Source organism: Streptomyces sp. NBC_00388 (assembly GCF_036061255.1).
Classification (GTDB): Bacteria; Actinomycetota; Actinomycetes; order Streptomycetales; family Streptomycetaceae; genus Streptomyces.
The window spans coordinates 1,632,501-1,646,798 of sequence record NZ_CP107948.1; the positions used below are offsets into that span (position 1 = coordinate 1,632,501).

The window sequence follows — 14,298 nt, forward strand, 5'->3', positions numbered from 1 at the left end:
GTAGGTAGTGGTTGGCCGCTTCGGGCTGCTCAGGTTCGGCCCGATGGGCTGTTCCGATAGCAGTCACCGTGTCAAGCGGCTCGGACTACATTAGGGGTCCGTACCGGCCGAGTCAAGCCCGCCTCTTGCGCGGAACGTGCGCCCGGTACGGACTGACCGTGGGATCGCCATCGATCCAGAAGCGCCACGGCTGGTGGGCGCCCTCTCCGCCAACTCCCGTGCGGGGGCCGCTGCGTACCTGCCCGGGTTGGGGCGGCGTGCCGGCGAGGAGCGTCACCGGGCTCTCACCCGGCGCGCAGACGTCCGCGCCGTTGAGCGACCGGTCGACATCGAGACCGGTCGCCAGCCGGGCCGGGCCCCTGGCCAGCTCCCTGTCGTTCCGGGCCGCGGGGCGGCGGGAGCGTGCCAGCGCTGCGCCCTCGGTCACCTCTCCCCCGCGGAGCAGTACCCCGCTCGCGCTGCCCTCGGGGCCGCAGACCAGATTCATGCAGTGCCACATGCCGTAGGTGAAGTAGACGTACACATGTCCGGGCGGGCCGAACATGACGTCGTTACGAGCGGTGCGGCCCCGGTAGGCATGGGAGCCCGGGTCGGCCTCCCCCGCGTAGGCCTCCACTTCGGTGAGCCGTAGTTCCATGGGCCCCTCCGGCGTACGGCGGACCAGGACGCGGCCCAGCAGATCCGGGGCCACCTCCAGTACCGAGCGCGCGAAGAAGTGGCGGGGCAGGGGCTTGCGGTCCGGGCTTGCCTTCATGCCGTACGAGCGTACTGGGGACCGACTGGCGGTCGCCGGGCGTGGACGCGTATGTATGGGGGGCAAGATCAACAAGGAACAGGGAGGGAGTGGGCAATGGGGTTCAGGAGACTGCTCGCGAGCTTGGGGGCCGGCGGCGCTTCGGTGGAGACCGAACTGGCCGAGGTGAACGTCGTACCGGGCGGTGTGGTCCAGGGCGAGGTGCGGATCCGGGGCGGCGCCGTCGACCAGCGGATCGAGGGGCTCTCGGTGGGGCTCCAGGGGCGGGTGGAGACCGAGGGCGGCGACCACGAGATCAAGCAGGACATCGAGTTCACCGAACTGCGTCTCGGCGGGGAACTGGCCATCGCGGCGGGCGATCTGCACGTGGTGCCGTTCGGGCTCGAAATTCCCTGGGAGACCCCGATCACCACGCTTGCGGGGCGGCCGCTTCCCGGTATGCACATCGGGGTGACGACCCAGCTGGAGATCGCGCGTGCGCTGGACTCCGGGGACCTGGACCCCGTTCAGGTGCACCCGCTCCCGGCTCAGCAGGCCATCCTCGACGCCTTCGGCACGCTCGGCTTCCGCTTCATGAGCGCCGACCTGGAGCGGGGGCACATCCGCGGCACGCGCCAGCTGCTCCCCTTCTACCAGGAGATCGAGTTCGCGCCGCCGGAGCAGTACCGCGGGCTCAATCAGGTCGAGCTGACCTTCGTCACGGATGACCGTGAGATGGACGTGATACTGGAAATGGACAAGAAGGCGGGCCTCTTCAGCGAGGGCAGCGACTCGTACCGGGCGTTCCAGGTGGGGCTGCACGATTTCCAGGAGACCGACTGGACGGGTTTCCTCCATCAGTGGATGGCCGATGTGGGTGGCAGGCGGAACTGGCTCTAGGGTCGGAGGCGGAACTGACAGCCGATGCAGGAGGTGCCGTCGTGACCGGGCTCAGCAAGCCGCCGCTCCCCCATGATTTCCATCCGCCGGTGCCCTCGTTCACCGTGGTGAGCGAGGACATCGCGCCGGGGTCGGTATTGAAGGACGCTCAGGTGTACGCGGCGGGGAACACCTCGCCGCAGCTGCGGTGGGAGGGATTCCCGCCGGAGACCAGGAGCTTCGCCGTGACCTGCTTCGACCCCGACGCGCCCACGGGCAGCGGGTTCTGGCACTGGTCGCTGTTCGACATCCCGGCGTCGGTGACCGGGCTCCCGGCGGGCGCGGGCAGTGGCGCGTCCAAGGGGCTGCCGCCCGGCGCGGTCCAGGCGCGGAACGACTACGGTGCGAAGGAGTTCGGGGGCGCCGCGCCGCCGGCCGGTGAGAACCACCGCTATGTCTTCACCGTGTACGCGGTGGACACCGCGCAGCTCGGTATCGACTCGGACACGCCGCCGGCCGCGGTCGGCTTCAATCTGCGTTTCCACACGCTGGCACGCGCCCAGCTCGTCGCGGAGTACGCGGCTCCCGCCGAAAGCTGAACCGCGCCCGGTTGTTTGCCCTGCCCTGGTCTTGGAGAGATCAGGGCAGGGCCTTTTTTATTGCGTTGTCCATCGTGGCGTGCCCGGCCAGAGTTGATCCCAGCCCGCCAGGGGGTGGGCCGGCACACGGAGGTGGGCACCATGCGGGACACATTGGTACTGAACGCCAGCTTCGAACCGCTGTCGACGGTGACGCTCAACCGCGCGGTGGTGCTGGTGCTCCAGGACAAGGCCGTGGTGGAGCAGGCCCATCCTGGTCTGCGGGTGCGTGCGGCCGCCGTGGAACTCCCGGTGCCCCGGGTGATCAGGCTCTGCCGCTACGTCCGGGTCCCGTTCCGAAGACAGGCACCGTGGTCGAGACGGGGGGTGCTGGTCAGGGACCAGCACCGGTGCGCGTACTGCGGACGTCGGGCGACCACCGTCGACCACGTGGTGCCGCGTGCTCAGGGCGGCCAGGACACCTGGCTGAATACCGTCGCCTCCTGTGCGGAGGACAACCACCGGAAAGCGGCCCGTACCCCGGACCAGGCCGGGATGCCCCTGCTGCGCAAGCCGTTCGTGCCGACCCCGGCCGACGCGATGATGCTCGCTCTCGGTGTCGGCGACCGGGAGGCACTGCCCGGCTGGCTCCCGCAGACCGCGTAGCCGGCGGGCACTCCGCTGCCCTTGGGCGTCGAAGCCCGCCCCGGCGGGGCGGGCTTCTCCGTCACTCCGAGGGGCGCCTGGCCGCGGGCGGCGCGGGCTGCTGCTCCTTGGCGGTGTTGAAGCCGGGCACGTTCTCGCCGAGGTTCCCGAAGGCTCCGCTGAGTCCCTTGAGCGCGTCGCCGATCTCGCTCGGCACGATCCAGAGCTTGTTGGCATCGCCCTCGGCGATCTTGGGGAGCATCTGGAGGTACTGGTAGGCGAGCAGCTTCTGGTCGGCGTCGCCCGCGTGGATCGACTCGAAGACCGTACGGATGGCCTGGGCCTCACCCTCCGCGCGCAGCGCCGACGCCTTGGCCTCACCTTCGGCGCGCAGGATGGCGGACTGCTTCTCACCTTCGGCGCGCAGGATTTCGGACTGCCGGACGCCTTCGGCCTGGAGGATCGCGGCGCGCTTGTCACGGTCGGCGCGCATCTGCTTCTCCATCGAGTCCTGGATGGAGGTCGGCGGCTCGATGGCCTTGAGTTCGACGCGGTTGACGCGGATGCCCCACTTGCCGGTGGCTTCGTCGAGCACACCGCGCAGCGCCGCGTTGATCTCCTCGCGGGAGGTCAGGGTCCGCTCCAGGTCCATGCCGCCGATGATGTTGCGGAGGGTGGTGACGGTGAGCTGCTCGATCGCCTGGATGTAGCTGGCCACTTCGTAGGTCGCTGCGCGCGCGTCGGTCACCTGGTAATAGATGACCGTGTCGATGTTGACGACCAGGTTGTCCTGGGTGATCACCGGCTGCGGCGGGAAGGGCACGACCTGTTCCCGGAGGTCGATCCGGTTGCGGATCGAGTCGATGAACGGGACGACGATGTTCAGCCCGGCGTTGAGCGTGCGTGTGTAGCGGCCGAAGCGTTCGACGATGGCGGCGCTGGCCTGTGGGATCACCTGGATCGTTTTGATCAGGGCGATGAAGACCAGCACCACCAGAATGATCAGAACGATGATGACGGATGGCATCGTGCTCCCCGTGCCCTTCGATTGCCGGCAGTTCGCGATGATCGATTTTCGCAGACCGCGGTCTGCCGTGTGTGAGGTTCTGTCACAGGACTACGGCTGTCGCGCCGTCGATCTCCACGACGTCGACCTGCTGACCTGGCTGGTAACTGGTGTCGCCGTCGAGTGAGCGCGCCGACCAGACCTCTCCGGCCAGCTTGATACGGCCCCCGCTGCCGTCGACCCTTTCCAGGACGACGGCCTGACGGCCTTTCAGCGCATCGATGCCGGTGGCCAGTTCGGGCCGCTGGGACCGGTGCCGGTTCGCGATGGGGCGTACGACCGCGATGAGCGCGACGGACACGATCACGAAGACGAGGACCTGGGCCACCGGGCCCGCGCCGAGGGCGGCGACGACCGATGCGGCGACCGCCCCGGCGGCCAGCATCCCGAATTCCGGCATGGTGGTGACGACGAGCGGGATTCCCAGCCCTGCCGCCCCGATCAGCCACCACACCCATGCCTCGATGTCCACGGGGCCATGGTAGGGCGGCAGTCCCCTCCGGGGACAGGGCGCAAGGGGTGCGGAACCGGTCAGCCGAGCGGAAGGCCCTGCGCGGTCCAGCGGTTTCCCCGCTGTTCGACGACGAGCGGGAGCCCGAAGCAGAGGGAGAGGTTGCGGGAGGACAGCTCGGTCTCCATCGGTCCGGCGGCGAGCACCTTGCCCTGACGGATCATCAGGACGTGCGTGAAGCCCGGGGCGATCTCCTCGACGTGGTGGGTCACCATCACCATCGAGGGCGCGTACGGGTCCTTGGCGAGCCGGCCGAGACGGCGTACGAGGTCCTCGCGGCCACCGAGGTCGAGACCGGCGGCGGGCTCGTCGAGGAGGAGCAGTTCGGGGTCGGTCATCATCGCGCGGGCGATCAGGGTGCGCTTGCGCTCGCCCTCGGAGAGCGTGCCGAACTTGCGGTCCAGGAACTCGGTCATGCCCAGCCGGTCGAGGAAGGCGCGGGCGCGCTGCTCGTCGACCTCCTCGTAGTCCTCGTTCCAGGTGGCGGTCATGCCGTAGGCGGCGGTGAGCACCACCTGCAGGACGGTCTGGCGCTTGGGCATCTTCTCGGCCATGGCGGCGCCGGCCATGCCGATGCGGGGGCGGAGCTCGAAGACGTCGGTGCCGGGCTTGCCGAGCTGCTCACCGAGGATCGACGCACTGCCGGTCGTCGGGAAGAGGTAGCTGGACGCGATGTTGAGGAGGGTGGTCTTGCCCGCGCCGTTGGGGCCGAGGATGACCCAGCGCTCCCCCTCCTTCACCGCCCAGGAGACGTCTTCCACCAGAGCACGTCCGTCGCGGACCACCGATACGTCCAGCAGCTCCAGTACATCGCTCATGAGCGCGTTGTCTCCCCATGCAGTCTCGGTTCACGCGTGCGCCTGTGGGCGCAGCTCCCAGGGAAAACCTACGCCACCGGGCAAGCGGCCCCGTGCCGAGGTCCAGTCCCTAGGCTGGGTCCATGTTCACGGAACCACGCTCAGGACGGCTGGCCTCATGGGGAAATGCCCTTTTGGCCGGAATTGTATCGCCGGATGACGCCGCGCTCGCCATCGTGGGAGAGGACGCGGTGCACCGGGTGGAGGGGCTGCCGGGGGAGGCGGGGCCTGTCGGGCTCACGCTGGCGCTGGGCCGGCTGAGGGGTCTCGGCGCGACGGGCTTCCGGGTGGCGATGCCCACAGCGGGGCATCCGCTCGGCCTCAGCGGACCGCCGGAATTCAACGCGCGGGCGCTGGAGGCGGCGGAGGCGGTCACCGCCTTCGGGGTACCGCTGGGGCTGGTCCCTGAGCTGTACGAAGCGGGTCCCGAGGGGGATCTGCACCGGGAGGTGGTCTGGCACTGCCTGCCGGTCCGCGAGGCACCGCCGGCCGATGTGCCCTCGCTCGGCGAGGCGGAACGGGAGCTCGCGGAGGCGCTGCGGGAGGCGACCGCGGTGCTCTCGGGTCTCGATGTGGCGGGCGGCGGGCCGGCCGCTGAGGCGGCCATCGACGCCTACCGGGCCCGGGCGGAGGCCGGCCCGGGCGAGCTGCTCGCACCGGGGTATCCGGCACGCGCCATCCGGGTGCTCGAACTGGCCCGGCGAGTGGGACTGCTGGTCTCGGTGGCGTACGAGCACGGGCCGGGCGGTGCGGTGAGCGCGTCGGAGATGTCCGCGCGGGGAGAGGCGCTGCGGCCGGTGGAGCGGGTGGCCAGGCGGGCGCAGGTGGCGGCGTACAACGCGTATGTGGAGGAGCAGGAGCGGCGCGGCTGACAGGGCGCCCGCCGCTGACGGCCCCCCGGCGCGTGTGCGTCCGGGGGGCCGTCTGCGGGTGACCTTCGTCCGGTCAGCCGTTGATGCCGTGGTTGGCGAAGGCGGGGTTGAGGACACCGATCACGGAGACGGTGTTGCCGACCAGGTTCACCGGGACGTGCACCGGGGCCTGCACGACGTTGCCGGAGGCGACGCCCGGCGAGTTGGTCGCCGCACCCGCCGCGTGCGAGGCGGCGGAGGCCGCGCCGGCTCCGGCGGCGAGAACGCCACCGGCGACGAAGGTGATGGTGACGGCCTTCTTCAGGTTCTTCATTTCAGGATCCTCCTAGTCGGCTGCGGCCGGCGCCGCAGCACGCATGGAGAACGGCGGTGAGGCCGCCGGGATACGCCATGTGGGTGACTTACACCCGACGGTATGAATCTCACACCGGAATGTGACGGTCCGCTCAGCCCGCCGCCCCGTTCCTTACCGCCCAGAGCGCCGCCTGGGTCCGGTCGGCGAGGTCCAGTTTCATGAGGATGTTCGAGACATGCGTCTTGACGGTCTTCTCGGAGAGGACCAGCGCCCGGGCGATCTCCCGGTTGGAGCGTCCGTCGGCGATCAGCCCGAGCACCTCGCGTTCCCGCTCGGTGAGTACGGTGCCCCTCCCCTGGCCGCCGCCCGGCTCCTGCGAGAGGAGCGCCCCGGCCACTTCGGGCTGGAGGAGGACGTGCCCGGCGTGGACCGAGCGGATCGCGTCGGCCAGCGCCTCCGGGTCGACGTCCTTGTACACGTAGCCCGAGGCGCCCGCGCGCAGGGCGGGTACCACCGTGCGCTGCTCGGTGAAGCTGGTGACCACCAGGACGCGCGCCGGATTGGCCAGCTCCCTGAGCCTGCGCAGGGCCTCGATGCCGTCCATGCCCGGCATCTTGATGTCCATCAGGACGATGTCGGGGCGCAGCTCCTCGGCGGCGGCCACCCCCTGCTGCCCGTCCGGTGCCTCGCCCACGACCTCGATGTCGTCCTGCACTTCGAGGAAGGTCCGCAGGCCGCGCCTGACCACCTGGTGGTCGTCGACGAGCAGGACGCGGATGGCCGCCTTCGGCCTGGGTGCGGTGTCAGCCACCGGGCACCTCCATCTCGATCGTGGCACCCTCGCCGGGCGCCGATTCCACCGTGAGCCTGCCGCCGACACCGCTCGCCCGGTCCCGCATGGAGACCAGGCCGAGGTGCCGGCCGGCCCGCCGGACGGCCGGGGGCTCGAACCCGGCGCCGTCGTCGGTGACCCGCAGGACAGCGCCCTGCCCGCGCCTGTCCAGTACGACATCGATCCGTCCGGCGCCCGAGTGGCGCAGGGCGTTGTGCAGCGCCTCCTGGGCCACCCGCAGCAGCGCCTCCTCCTGAGCGGCGGGCAGCGCCCGCACCGGCCCGCCCCGGAAGGTGACATGGGGGCCGTGCGCCCGGTCGAGTACCTGGATGTGCGTCCGCAGCGTGTGGACCAGGCCGTCCTCGTCGAGAGCCGCGGGGCGCAGTTCCACGACGGCGGCGCGGAGTTCGTCGGCTGCCTCCGCCGCGAGACCGGCCACCTGCTGGAGCTCGTCCTTGGCACGGGCCGGGTCGCGGTCGACCAGGGCGGCGGCGGCCTGCGCGGTCAGCCGCAGGGAGAAGAGTTTCTGGCTGACGGCGTCGTGGAGCTCGTGCGCCAGCCGGGAGCGCTCCTCCGCGATGGTCAGTTCACGGCTGCGCTCGTGGAGACGGGCGTTGGTGAGGGCGATGGCGGCGTGCTGGGCGAGGATCGTCAGCAGTTCCTCGTCCTCCTCGGTGAATCCGCAGCGGCCGGCCGGCCCGGTGCACCGCTTGTTGGCGAGGAAGAGGGCCGCGATCGTCTCGTCGCCGTCGCGGACGGGCAGGCCCAGGAAGTCGGACATGTCTGGGTGCGCGGACGGCCAGCCGCCGAAGCGGGGGTCCTCCCGTACGTCGTCGAGGCGCTGGGCCTTCTCGTCGTGCAGCATCGCGGCGAGGATGCCGTGCTGGCGCGGGAGCGGGCCGATGGCCTTCCACTGCGCGTCGCTGACTCCGTCGACCACGAACTGGGCGAAGCCGCCGTGGTCGTCGGGGACCCCTAGCGCGGCGTATTCGGCGTCCAGCAGTTCACGGGCCGAGGCCACGATCGTCTTGAGGACGTCGCGGACCTCCAGGTGCCTGCTCATGGCGAGCAGCGCGGTGCTCACCGCGGACAGGCCCGAAGCGGGTCGATGGGACATGGCCACACCGTACCGGCGGCCGGGACGGCCCGTATCGGGCTGCGGACGGTACCGGCCCGGTCCATCGGGACCAGGTCACCGGGCCGTGCGGACCGGGACGAATTGCCACCGCTCCTGCGACCCGCGGACGAGGCGCCGGGCGCGGGGGCCTTCCTGCGCTGGTGGCCCGGCGCGACCGGAGCGCCGGGAAACCGGGAAGAGGGGCGTGTCATGGCGGTAGCAGTCATCACGGGCGGTTCGAAGGAGCTGGGGCGGGCGCTCACGGAGGGGCTCGCGAAGCGGGGCTGGGACCTGGTGATCGGCGCGCGGACCGGGGAGGTGCTGGAGATGACCGCGCGGGCCCTCGCGGAGCACGGCACCCGGGTCGTGGCGGTGAGCGGGGATGTCACGGACGCCGCGCACCGGAGCCGGCTGATCGGGGCGGCGCGGGAGCTCGGAGGGCTCGATCTGCTGGTCAGCAGCGCGAGCGCGCTGGGCGCCGAACCGCTCGTACGCCTCGGGGAGCTGGCGCTCGACGGGCTGCGGGCAGCGCTGGAGACCAATGTGGTGGCCGCGCTCGGTCTTGTCCAGGAGGCGCTGCCGCTGTTGCGGGCCGCCGGCTCGGGGGCGGTGATCACGGTGAGTTCGGACGCCGCTGTCGGGGCGTACCCGGCGTGGGGCGGATACGGGGCGCCGAAGGCCGCACTGGATCAGCTGGCGGCGGTGCTCGCCGCCGAGGAGCCGCAGCTGCGGGTGTGGGCGGTGGACCCGGGTGACATGCGGACCGATCTGTACACGGCCGCGGTCCCCGGTGACAGGGAGGACAGGCCCGCTCCCGCGGAGGTGGTCCCGGCGTTCCTGCGGCTGCTCGACGAGCGGCCGGCCGGCGGGCGGTACACGGCCGCCTCGCTGACGGGTGTGGCGCGATGAGCGGGCGGCGGCCGGCGGCGCGGGTTCCGGGCGTGCTGCCGGCGGCGGCGCCCGCCGAGGAGCGCGGGCGCGGGCGGGACGACGTAAGGCTCATGGTGTCGCGCGGCGCGGCGGTCTCCCACCACGCCTTCCGGGAGCTGCCGGGGCAGCTCAGGGCGGGGGACGTGCTGGTGGTGAACACCTCGCGGACGCTGCCCGCCGCGGTGGACGGGACCGCTGCCGCCGGGGGCCGTGTCGTGGTGCACTTCTCCGCCCGCGGGGACGACGGCCGGTGGGCGGTGGAGCTGCGGGAGCCGGTGCCGGGCGGGAGCACCCGGCGGTGTGCGGGCGGTCCCGCGGGGTCCGTGGTACGGCTGCCCGGCGGCGTCACTCTGGTGTGGGACGAACCGCCGGCCGCCGGTGAGGACCGGTTGTGGTGGGTGCGGCCGTCGGCGGGCGGTGGGCCGGAGCTGCTGGGGCGGCACGGACGCCCGATCCGGTACGCGTACATCCGGCGCGACCAGCCGCTCTCCGCCCATCAGACGGTGCTCGCACTGGACGCGCCGGACGGGGCGGGTTCGGCGGAGATGCCGAGCGCCGCACGGCCTTTCACCGCCGGGCCGGTCGCGGAGCTGGTGAGCCGGGGGATCCAGTTCGCGCCGGTGGTGCTGCACACCGGGGTCGCGTCGGCCGAGGCGGACGAGACCCCGTACCCCGAGCGCTTCGAGGTGTCGGCGGCCACCGCACGCCTGGTGAACGCGGCGAAGGCGGGCGTCGGCCGGATCGTGGCGGTGGGGACGACCGCGGTGCGCGCGCTGGAGACCGCGGCCGGGTCCTGCGAAGTGGTGCGGGCGCTGTCGGGGTGGCCGGATCTGCTCGTCACACCCGGCCGGGGGGTGCGGGTGGTGGAGGGGCTGCTGACCGGGCTGCACGAGCCCGGGGCCTCGCACCTGCTGATGCTGGAGGCGGTGGCGGGGCCGGGTGCTCTGGAGCGCAGCTACGCGGAAGCGGTACGCGCCCTCTACCTCCGGCACGAGTTCGGGGACGTCCACCTCATCCTTCCGCATGAGGAACCTGACACTCCGCATTGCTCAAGCAACGCACTGTGAATTCGCTGTGCGAACGGTGTGACGCCGCACATAGGACCCACGTCACTTACGAGGTTCTCTAGTTGATGCTTAAGGGGCTCCTGGGCCGGGTACGCGCGGGCACTCAGCCCTCCTTTACCCCACCTGCGCCACTAAGCGGGATCGTACGTCACACCTTTGCCACAAGATTTTGCGGCCGCTAAGAATTGCTCCCGTCGCCGCCCCCGGGGCGTTCCGCCGCCCCCGGCGCTCGCGACTTCCGCTATTCGAAGAGGTACGCCCGCATGACCGAGAACCGCCACGGCCGTCGTCGGCTGACCAAGACCCACAAGTACTCGATCGGTGGTATCGCCGCCGTCGGCGCCGCAGCCGTCGCCTTCACGCTTGTTCCCGGGAACGCGTCCGCCGAGACGACCCACACGTCGGTCGACGCCGCCCCGGTGGCCTTCGCCTCGCAGACCAAGACGGTGGCGGCGGGGCTCCACGCCCAGCAGGCCCACGCCGACAAGGCGGCCAAGGCCGCTGCCGCCAAGGCCAAGGCCAAGGCCGCCGCGGCCAAGGCGAAGGCAGAGGCCAAGGCGAAGGCCGAGGCGAAGGCCAGGAGCGAGGCCGCCGCCAAGGCGAAGGCCGCGGCGAAGGCCAAGGCCGCCGCCAAGGAGCGTGCCGCCAAGACGGCCGCCAGCCGCGCCGCGACCCGCACGACCCTGTACGCGAACAACCTCGACGGCTGGATCCGCCAGGCCCTGGACATCATGAAGGCCAAGGGCATACCCGGCTCCTACGACGGCCTGCAGCGCAACATCATGCGCGAGTCCGGCGGCAACCCCCAGGCCATCAACAACTGGGACATCAACGCCCAGAACGGCGTCCCGTCGAAGGGCCTGCTCCAGACCATCCAGCCGACGTTCGACCAGTACCACGTGGCCGGCACGTCGACGAACATCTACGACCCGGTCGCCAACATCACCGCCGCGGCGAACTACGCCGCAGCGAACTACGGCTCGATCGACAACGTCAACAGCGCCTACTGATCCGGCACTGAGCACGTACCCGGTCGGGCAACGCCGGACCGTGCCGAAGGGCGGCACCCCACTGCGGGTGCCGCCCTTCGGCGTGGTCCGGGGCCTGCGCGCCGGGTCTACTTGCGCATGACCTCGGGCTCGTGGCGGCGCAGCAGCCGCGCCACGAAGACACCGCAGACGACGCCGATGGCCAGCAGGATCCCCATGTCCATCACCCAGGTGCCCAGGGTGTGGTCCCAGAGCGGGTCCGTGCTGGTGGGGTTCTTCTTGTTGGGCAGCAGGATGTTCAGCGACGCGGTGGCGCCCGCCGCTGCCACCGCCCAGCGGGCGGGCATCAGGAACGAGAACTGGTTGATCCCGGCGGCGCCGTTCAGGGTGAAGAGGCACCCGGTGAAGACGACCTGCGTGATGGCGAACATGACGAGGAGCGGCATGGTCTTCTCGGAGGTCTTCACCAGCGAGGAGATGATCAGGCCGATCATCATCGAGGTGAGCCCGAGCGCCATGATCGGCAGGGTCAGCTCGACCCGGGTGGAGGTCGAGAAGATCAGCCCGTCGGCCGGGGCCGTCTTCGTCCCGAAGCCGATCCCGCCGATGATGGCGCCCTGCACCAGGGTGATCAGGCCGAGCACGATCACCTTGGACATCAGATAGGCGGAACGCGACAGACCGGTGGCCCGCTCCCGTTCGTAGATCACTCGTTCCTTGATCAGCTCTCGTACGGAGTTGGCCGCCCCGGCGAAGCAGGCCCCCACCGCCATGATGAGCAGGATCACCGCACCGTCGCCGTTGCTGAGGTGCCCGCTCGGCGGGCCGAAGCCCAGTCCGTAGTCCGTCGGGATCAGCGCGCCGACCGTACCGAGCACCGCGGGCAGCAGCAGGGACAGCGCCATGAAGCCCCGGTCGGAGACGATCACCGACACATAGCGCCTCATCAGGGTGAAGAGCTGGGAGCCCCAGGCCTGCGGCTTCGGCGGTTTCATGGACTGGGCGGGCGGCATCTGGAACGACTGCACGGCGGCGGCGTCGATGTCCGCCGCGTACATCTGGTAGTGCTGCGAACCGCGCCAGCGCCCCGACCAGTCGTAGTCGCGGTAGTTCTCGAAGGCCGAGAAGACATCGGCCCAGCTGCTGTAGCCGAAGAAGTTGAGCGCCTCCTCGGGCGGTCCGAAGTACGCGACCGAACCGCCGGGCGCCATGACCAGGAGCTTGTCGCAGATGGCGAGCTCGGCCACGGAGTGGGTGACGACGAGGACCGTACGGCCGTCGTCGGCGAGCCCGCGCAGCAACTGCATGACATCGCGGTCCATGCCCGGGTCGAGGCCGGACGTCGGCTCGTCAAGGAAGATCAGCGAGGGCTTGGTCAGCAGTTCGAGCGCGACCGACACGCGTTTGCGCTGGCCACCGGAGAGGGAGGCGACTCGCTTCTCCTTGTGGATGTCCAGCTTCAGCTCGCGCAGCACCTCGTCGATGCGCGAGGAGCGCTCGGCCTCGGTGGTGTCCGCGGGGAAGCGCAGTTTGGCCGCGTACTTCAGCGCCTTCCGGACGGTGAGTTCCTTGTGCAGGATGTCGTCCTGCGGGACCAGTCCGATGCGCTGGCGCAGCTCGGCGAACTGCTTGTACAGGTTCCTGTTGTCGTAGAGGACGTCGCCGCGGTTGGCGGGCCGGTAGCCGGTGAGCGCCTTCAGCAGCGTGGACTTCCCGGAGCCCGACGGTCCGATGACCGCGATGAGCGACTTCTCGGGGACGCCGAACGAGACGTCCTTGAGGATGTCCTTGCCCTCGTCGACCGTCACCGTGAGGTGGCGGGCGGAGAAGGAGACCTCACCGGTGTCGACGAACTCCTCAAGGCGGTCACCGACCAGCCTGAAAGTGGAGTGGCCGACACCGACGATGTCGTTCGGGCCGATCAGGGCCGTGCCGGACTTGGCCATCGGCTGGCCGTTGATATACGTGCCGTTGTGGGATCCGAGGTCGCGGATCTCGAAACGGCCGTCCGGTGTCGCCACGAACTCGGCGTGGTGACGCGAGACCTGCAGGTCGGAGACGACCAGCTCGTTCTCCAGCGCACGGCCGATGCGCATGACCCGGCCCATGGACAGCTGGTGGAAGGTGGTCGGGCTGCGGTCGCCGTAGACCGGTGAGGCCCCCGCGCCCCCGCCGGCCGGGCCGCCCTGCTGGGGCACCTGCCCCTGCGGCTGCTGCCAGCCCTGCGGGGCCGCGTTCTGCGGCGGCTGCTGGGCCGGGGCCCAGTCCGCCGGGGCCCCCTGCTGCTGGGGCGGGGCGTACGCCGCCTGCGCTGCCTGGGCCTGCGGTGCGTGTGCTTGTGGCGCGTGTGCTTGTGGCGCGGGCGCCTGGGCCTGGGCCTGTACCGCTGCGGGCGCCTGAGCCGCGCTGGGCGCGGCGGCGGCCGACAGGTTCAGCAGCGGGCCGTCGGTCGCATTCCCGAGGTGCACCGCCGAGCCGGGGCCGATCTCCAGCTGCTGGATCCGCTGCCCCTGGACATAGGTGCCGTTGGTCGAGCCCTGGTCCTCGATGACCCAACCATGGCCTCCCCAGCTGATGGTGGCGTGCCGCCACGAGACCCTGGCGTCGTCGACCGGCAGGTCTCCCTGCGGATCACGGCCGAGGGCGTACGACCTGGACGGATCGAGCGTCCAGATCCTGCCATTCAGTTCAACTACGAGTTCCTGCACTCCAGCCCCACTTATTGTCCCCCGAGGTACCCCGTTGCAGGAGTCCAGGGATGGCGAACATCCTGGGGAACTATTTCAGGCACAGAGAGGCATCGGGAAGCCGGGCTGTGTGACGACCGCGTACCAATGGAGTGGAGGAGCACAGGTCCGGGCGACGTACGGGACATATGGGAGCTGCCGCGGCCGGCCCACCGGCAGGCCCCGCCACGTGCGTCCGGT

The 14,298-nt window shown here is 70.8% G+C and carries 15 protein-coding genes; 7 read left to right on the plus strand and 8 right to left on the minus strand.

The window, feature by feature from the left end; all coding sequences use genetic code 11:
* Positions 1–112: 112 nt before the first annotated feature.
* On the minus strand, positions 113–754 hold the full coding sequence (locus tag OG917_RS07465; RefSeq protein WP_328316746.1) for a DNA-3-methyladenine glycosylase: 642 nt from the start codon (positions 752–754) through the stop codon (positions 113–115).
* Between the two features lie 96 nt (positions 755–850).
* Between OG917_RS07465 and OG917_RS07470 the strand changes: the two genes are divergently transcribed.
* The 3 genes from OG917_RS07470 to OG917_RS07480 all read left to right on the plus strand — a co-directional run bounded on the left by OG917_RS07470 (position 851) and on the right by OG917_RS07480 (position 2,856).
* Positions 851–1,633: a sporulation protein gene (locus tag OG917_RS07470; protein ID WP_328316747.1), complete on the plus strand. Its 783-nt coding sequence runs from the start codon at positions 851–853 to the stop codon at positions 1,631–1,633.
* A 41-nt stretch (positions 1,634–1,674) separates the two neighbouring features.
* A complete protein-coding gene (locus tag OG917_RS07475) occupies positions 1,675–2,211 on the plus strand; it encodes a YbhB/YbcL family Raf kinase inhibitor-like protein (protein WP_328316748.1) in 537 nt (178 codons plus the stop codon).
* A 141-nt stretch (positions 2,212–2,352) separates the two neighbouring features.
* Entirely contained in the window at positions 2,353–2,856 is a 504-nt protein-coding gene (locus OG917_RS07480; protein WP_328316749.1) for an HNH endonuclease, read from the plus strand.
* 61 nt (positions 2,857–2,917) lie between these two features.
* Here OG917_RS07480 and OG917_RS07485 read toward each other — a convergent pair whose 3' ends face one another.
* From OG917_RS07485 to OG917_RS07495, 3 genes are all read right to left on the minus strand, one after another.
* A complete protein-coding gene (locus OG917_RS07485; RefSeq protein WP_328316750.1) occupies positions 2,918–3,862 on the minus strand; it encodes an SPFH domain-containing protein in 945 nt (314 codons plus the stop codon).
* Between the two features lie 82 nt (positions 3,863–3,944).
* Positions 3,945–4,373, minus strand: a complete 429-nt coding sequence (locus OG917_RS07490) for an NfeD family protein (RefSeq protein ID WP_328316751.1) — start codon at positions 4,371–4,373, stop codon at positions 3,945–3,947.
* 59 nt (positions 4,374–4,432) lie between these two features.
* The gene (locus tag OG917_RS07495) at positions 4,433–5,230 is read right to left on the minus strand and encodes an ABC transporter ATP-binding protein (protein WP_328316752.1); all 798 of its coding nucleotides are present in this window, start codon (positions 5,228–5,230) and stop codon (positions 4,433–4,435) included.
* A 122-nt stretch (positions 5,231–5,352) separates the two neighbouring features.
* On the opposite strand from OG917_RS07495, the gene OG917_RS07500 reads away from it, so the two are divergent.
* Positions 5,353–6,141 carry a hypothetical protein gene (locus tag OG917_RS07500; RefSeq protein WP_328316753.1) on the plus strand — a complete coding sequence of 263 codons (789 nt, stop codon included), beginning with the start codon at positions 5,353–5,355 and terminating at the stop codon, positions 6,139–6,141.
* Between the two features lie 73 nt (positions 6,142–6,214).
* Here the strand turns inward: OG917_RS07500 and OG917_RS07505 are convergent, their stop codons facing one another.
* The 3 genes from OG917_RS07505 to OG917_RS07515 form a co-directional block, all read right to left on the minus strand.
* A complete protein-coding gene (locus OG917_RS07505) occupies positions 6,215–6,454 on the minus strand; it encodes a chaplin (RefSeq protein WP_328316754.1) in 240 nt (79 codons plus the stop codon).
* A gap of 133 nt (positions 6,455–6,587) precedes the next feature.
* The gene (locus OG917_RS07510; RefSeq protein ID WP_328316755.1) at positions 6,588–7,247 is read right to left on the minus strand and encodes a response regulator transcription factor; all 660 of its coding nucleotides are present in this window, start codon (positions 7,245–7,247) and stop codon (positions 6,588–6,590) included.
* Positions 7,240–8,385, minus strand: coding sequence for a GAF domain-containing sensor histidine kinase (locus OG917_RS07515; protein ID WP_328316756.1), 1,146 nt, complete (start codon positions 8,383–8,385; stop codon positions 7,240–7,242). Before OG917_RS07515 ends, OG917_RS07510 begins: the two co-directional genes overlap by 8 nt.
* A 210-nt stretch (positions 8,386–8,595) precedes the next feature.
* Here OG917_RS07515 and OG917_RS07520 point away from each other — a divergent pair, with 210 nt between their 5' ends.
* The 3 genes from OG917_RS07520 to OG917_RS07530 all read left to right on the plus strand — a co-directional run bounded on the left by OG917_RS07520 (position 8,596) and on the right by OG917_RS07530 (position 11,392).
* Complete coding sequence (locus OG917_RS07520) at positions 8,596–9,294, plus strand: SDR family NAD(P)-dependent oxidoreductase (RefSeq protein WP_328316757.1); 699 nt, start codon at positions 8,596–8,598, stop codon at positions 9,292–9,294.
* On the plus strand, positions 9,291–10,382 hold the full coding sequence (locus tag OG917_RS07525) for an S-adenosylmethionine:tRNA ribosyltransferase-isomerase (protein WP_328316758.1): 1,092 nt from the start codon (positions 9,291–9,293) through the stop codon (positions 10,380–10,382). The genes OG917_RS07520 and OG917_RS07525 overlap by 4 nt, the downstream gene beginning before the upstream one ends.
* Before the next feature lie 263 nt (positions 10,383–10,645).
* The gene (locus OG917_RS07530) at positions 10,646–11,392 is read left to right on the plus strand and encodes a transglycosylase SLT domain-containing protein (protein ID WP_328316759.1); all 747 of its coding nucleotides are present in this window, start codon (positions 10,646–10,648) and stop codon (positions 11,390–11,392) included.
* A 107-nt stretch (positions 11,393–11,499) separates the two neighbouring features.
* Here OG917_RS07530 and OG917_RS07535 read toward each other — a convergent pair whose 3' ends face one another.
* Positions 11,500–14,079 carry an ABC transporter ATP-binding protein/permease gene (locus tag OG917_RS07535; RefSeq protein WP_328316760.1) on the minus strand — a complete coding sequence of 860 codons (2,580 nt, stop codon included), beginning with the start codon at positions 14,077–14,079 and terminating at the stop codon, positions 11,500–11,502.
* Positions 14,080–14,298: the final 219 nt, after the last annotated feature.

Excerpts from the sequence above, each read along its gene's own strand:
- OG917_RS07520 (WP_328316757.1), top strand. The coding sequence starts at position 8,596 with ATGGCGGTAGCAGTCATCACGGGCGGTTCGAAGGAGCTGGGGCGGGCG.
- OG917_RS07500 (WP_328316753.1), top strand. The coding sequence starts at position 5,353 with ATGTTCACGGAACCACGCTCAGGACGGCTGGCCTCATGGGGAAATGCC.
- OG917_RS07505 (WP_328316754.1), bottom strand. The coding sequence starts at position 6,454 with ATGAAGAACCTGAAGAAGGCCGTCACCATCACCTTCGTCGCCGGTGGC.
- OG917_RS07480 (WP_328316749.1), top strand. The coding sequence starts at position 2,353 with ATGCGGGACACATTGGTACTGAACGCCAGCTTCGAACCGCTGTCGACG.
- OG917_RS07515 (WP_328316756.1), bottom strand. The coding sequence starts at position 8,385 with ATGTCCCATCGACCCGCTTCGGGCCTGTCCGCGGTGAGCACCGCGCTG.
- OG917_RS07530 (WP_328316759.1), top strand. The coding sequence starts at position 10,646 with ATGACCGAGAACCGCCACGGCCGTCGTCGGCTGACCAAGACCCACAAG.
- OG917_RS07495 (WP_328316752.1), bottom strand. The coding sequence starts at position 5,230 with ATGAGCGATGTACTGGAGCTGCTGGACGTATCGGTGGTCCGCGACGGA.
- OG917_RS07485 (WP_328316750.1), bottom strand. The coding sequence starts at position 3,862 with ATGCCATCCGTCATCATCGTTCTGATCATTCTGGTGGTGCTGGTCTTC.
- OG917_RS07525 (WP_328316758.1), top strand. The coding sequence starts at position 9,291 with ATGAGCGGGCGGCGGCCGGCGGCGCGGGTTCCGGGCGTGCTGCCGGCG.
- OG917_RS07470 (WP_328316747.1), top strand. The coding sequence starts at position 851 with ATGGGGTTCAGGAGACTGCTCGCGAGCTTGGGGGCCGGCGGCGCTTCG.
- OG917_RS07465 (WP_328316746.1), bottom strand. The coding sequence starts at position 754 with ATGAAGGCAAGCCCGGACCGCAAGCCCCTGCCCCGCCACTTCTTCGCG.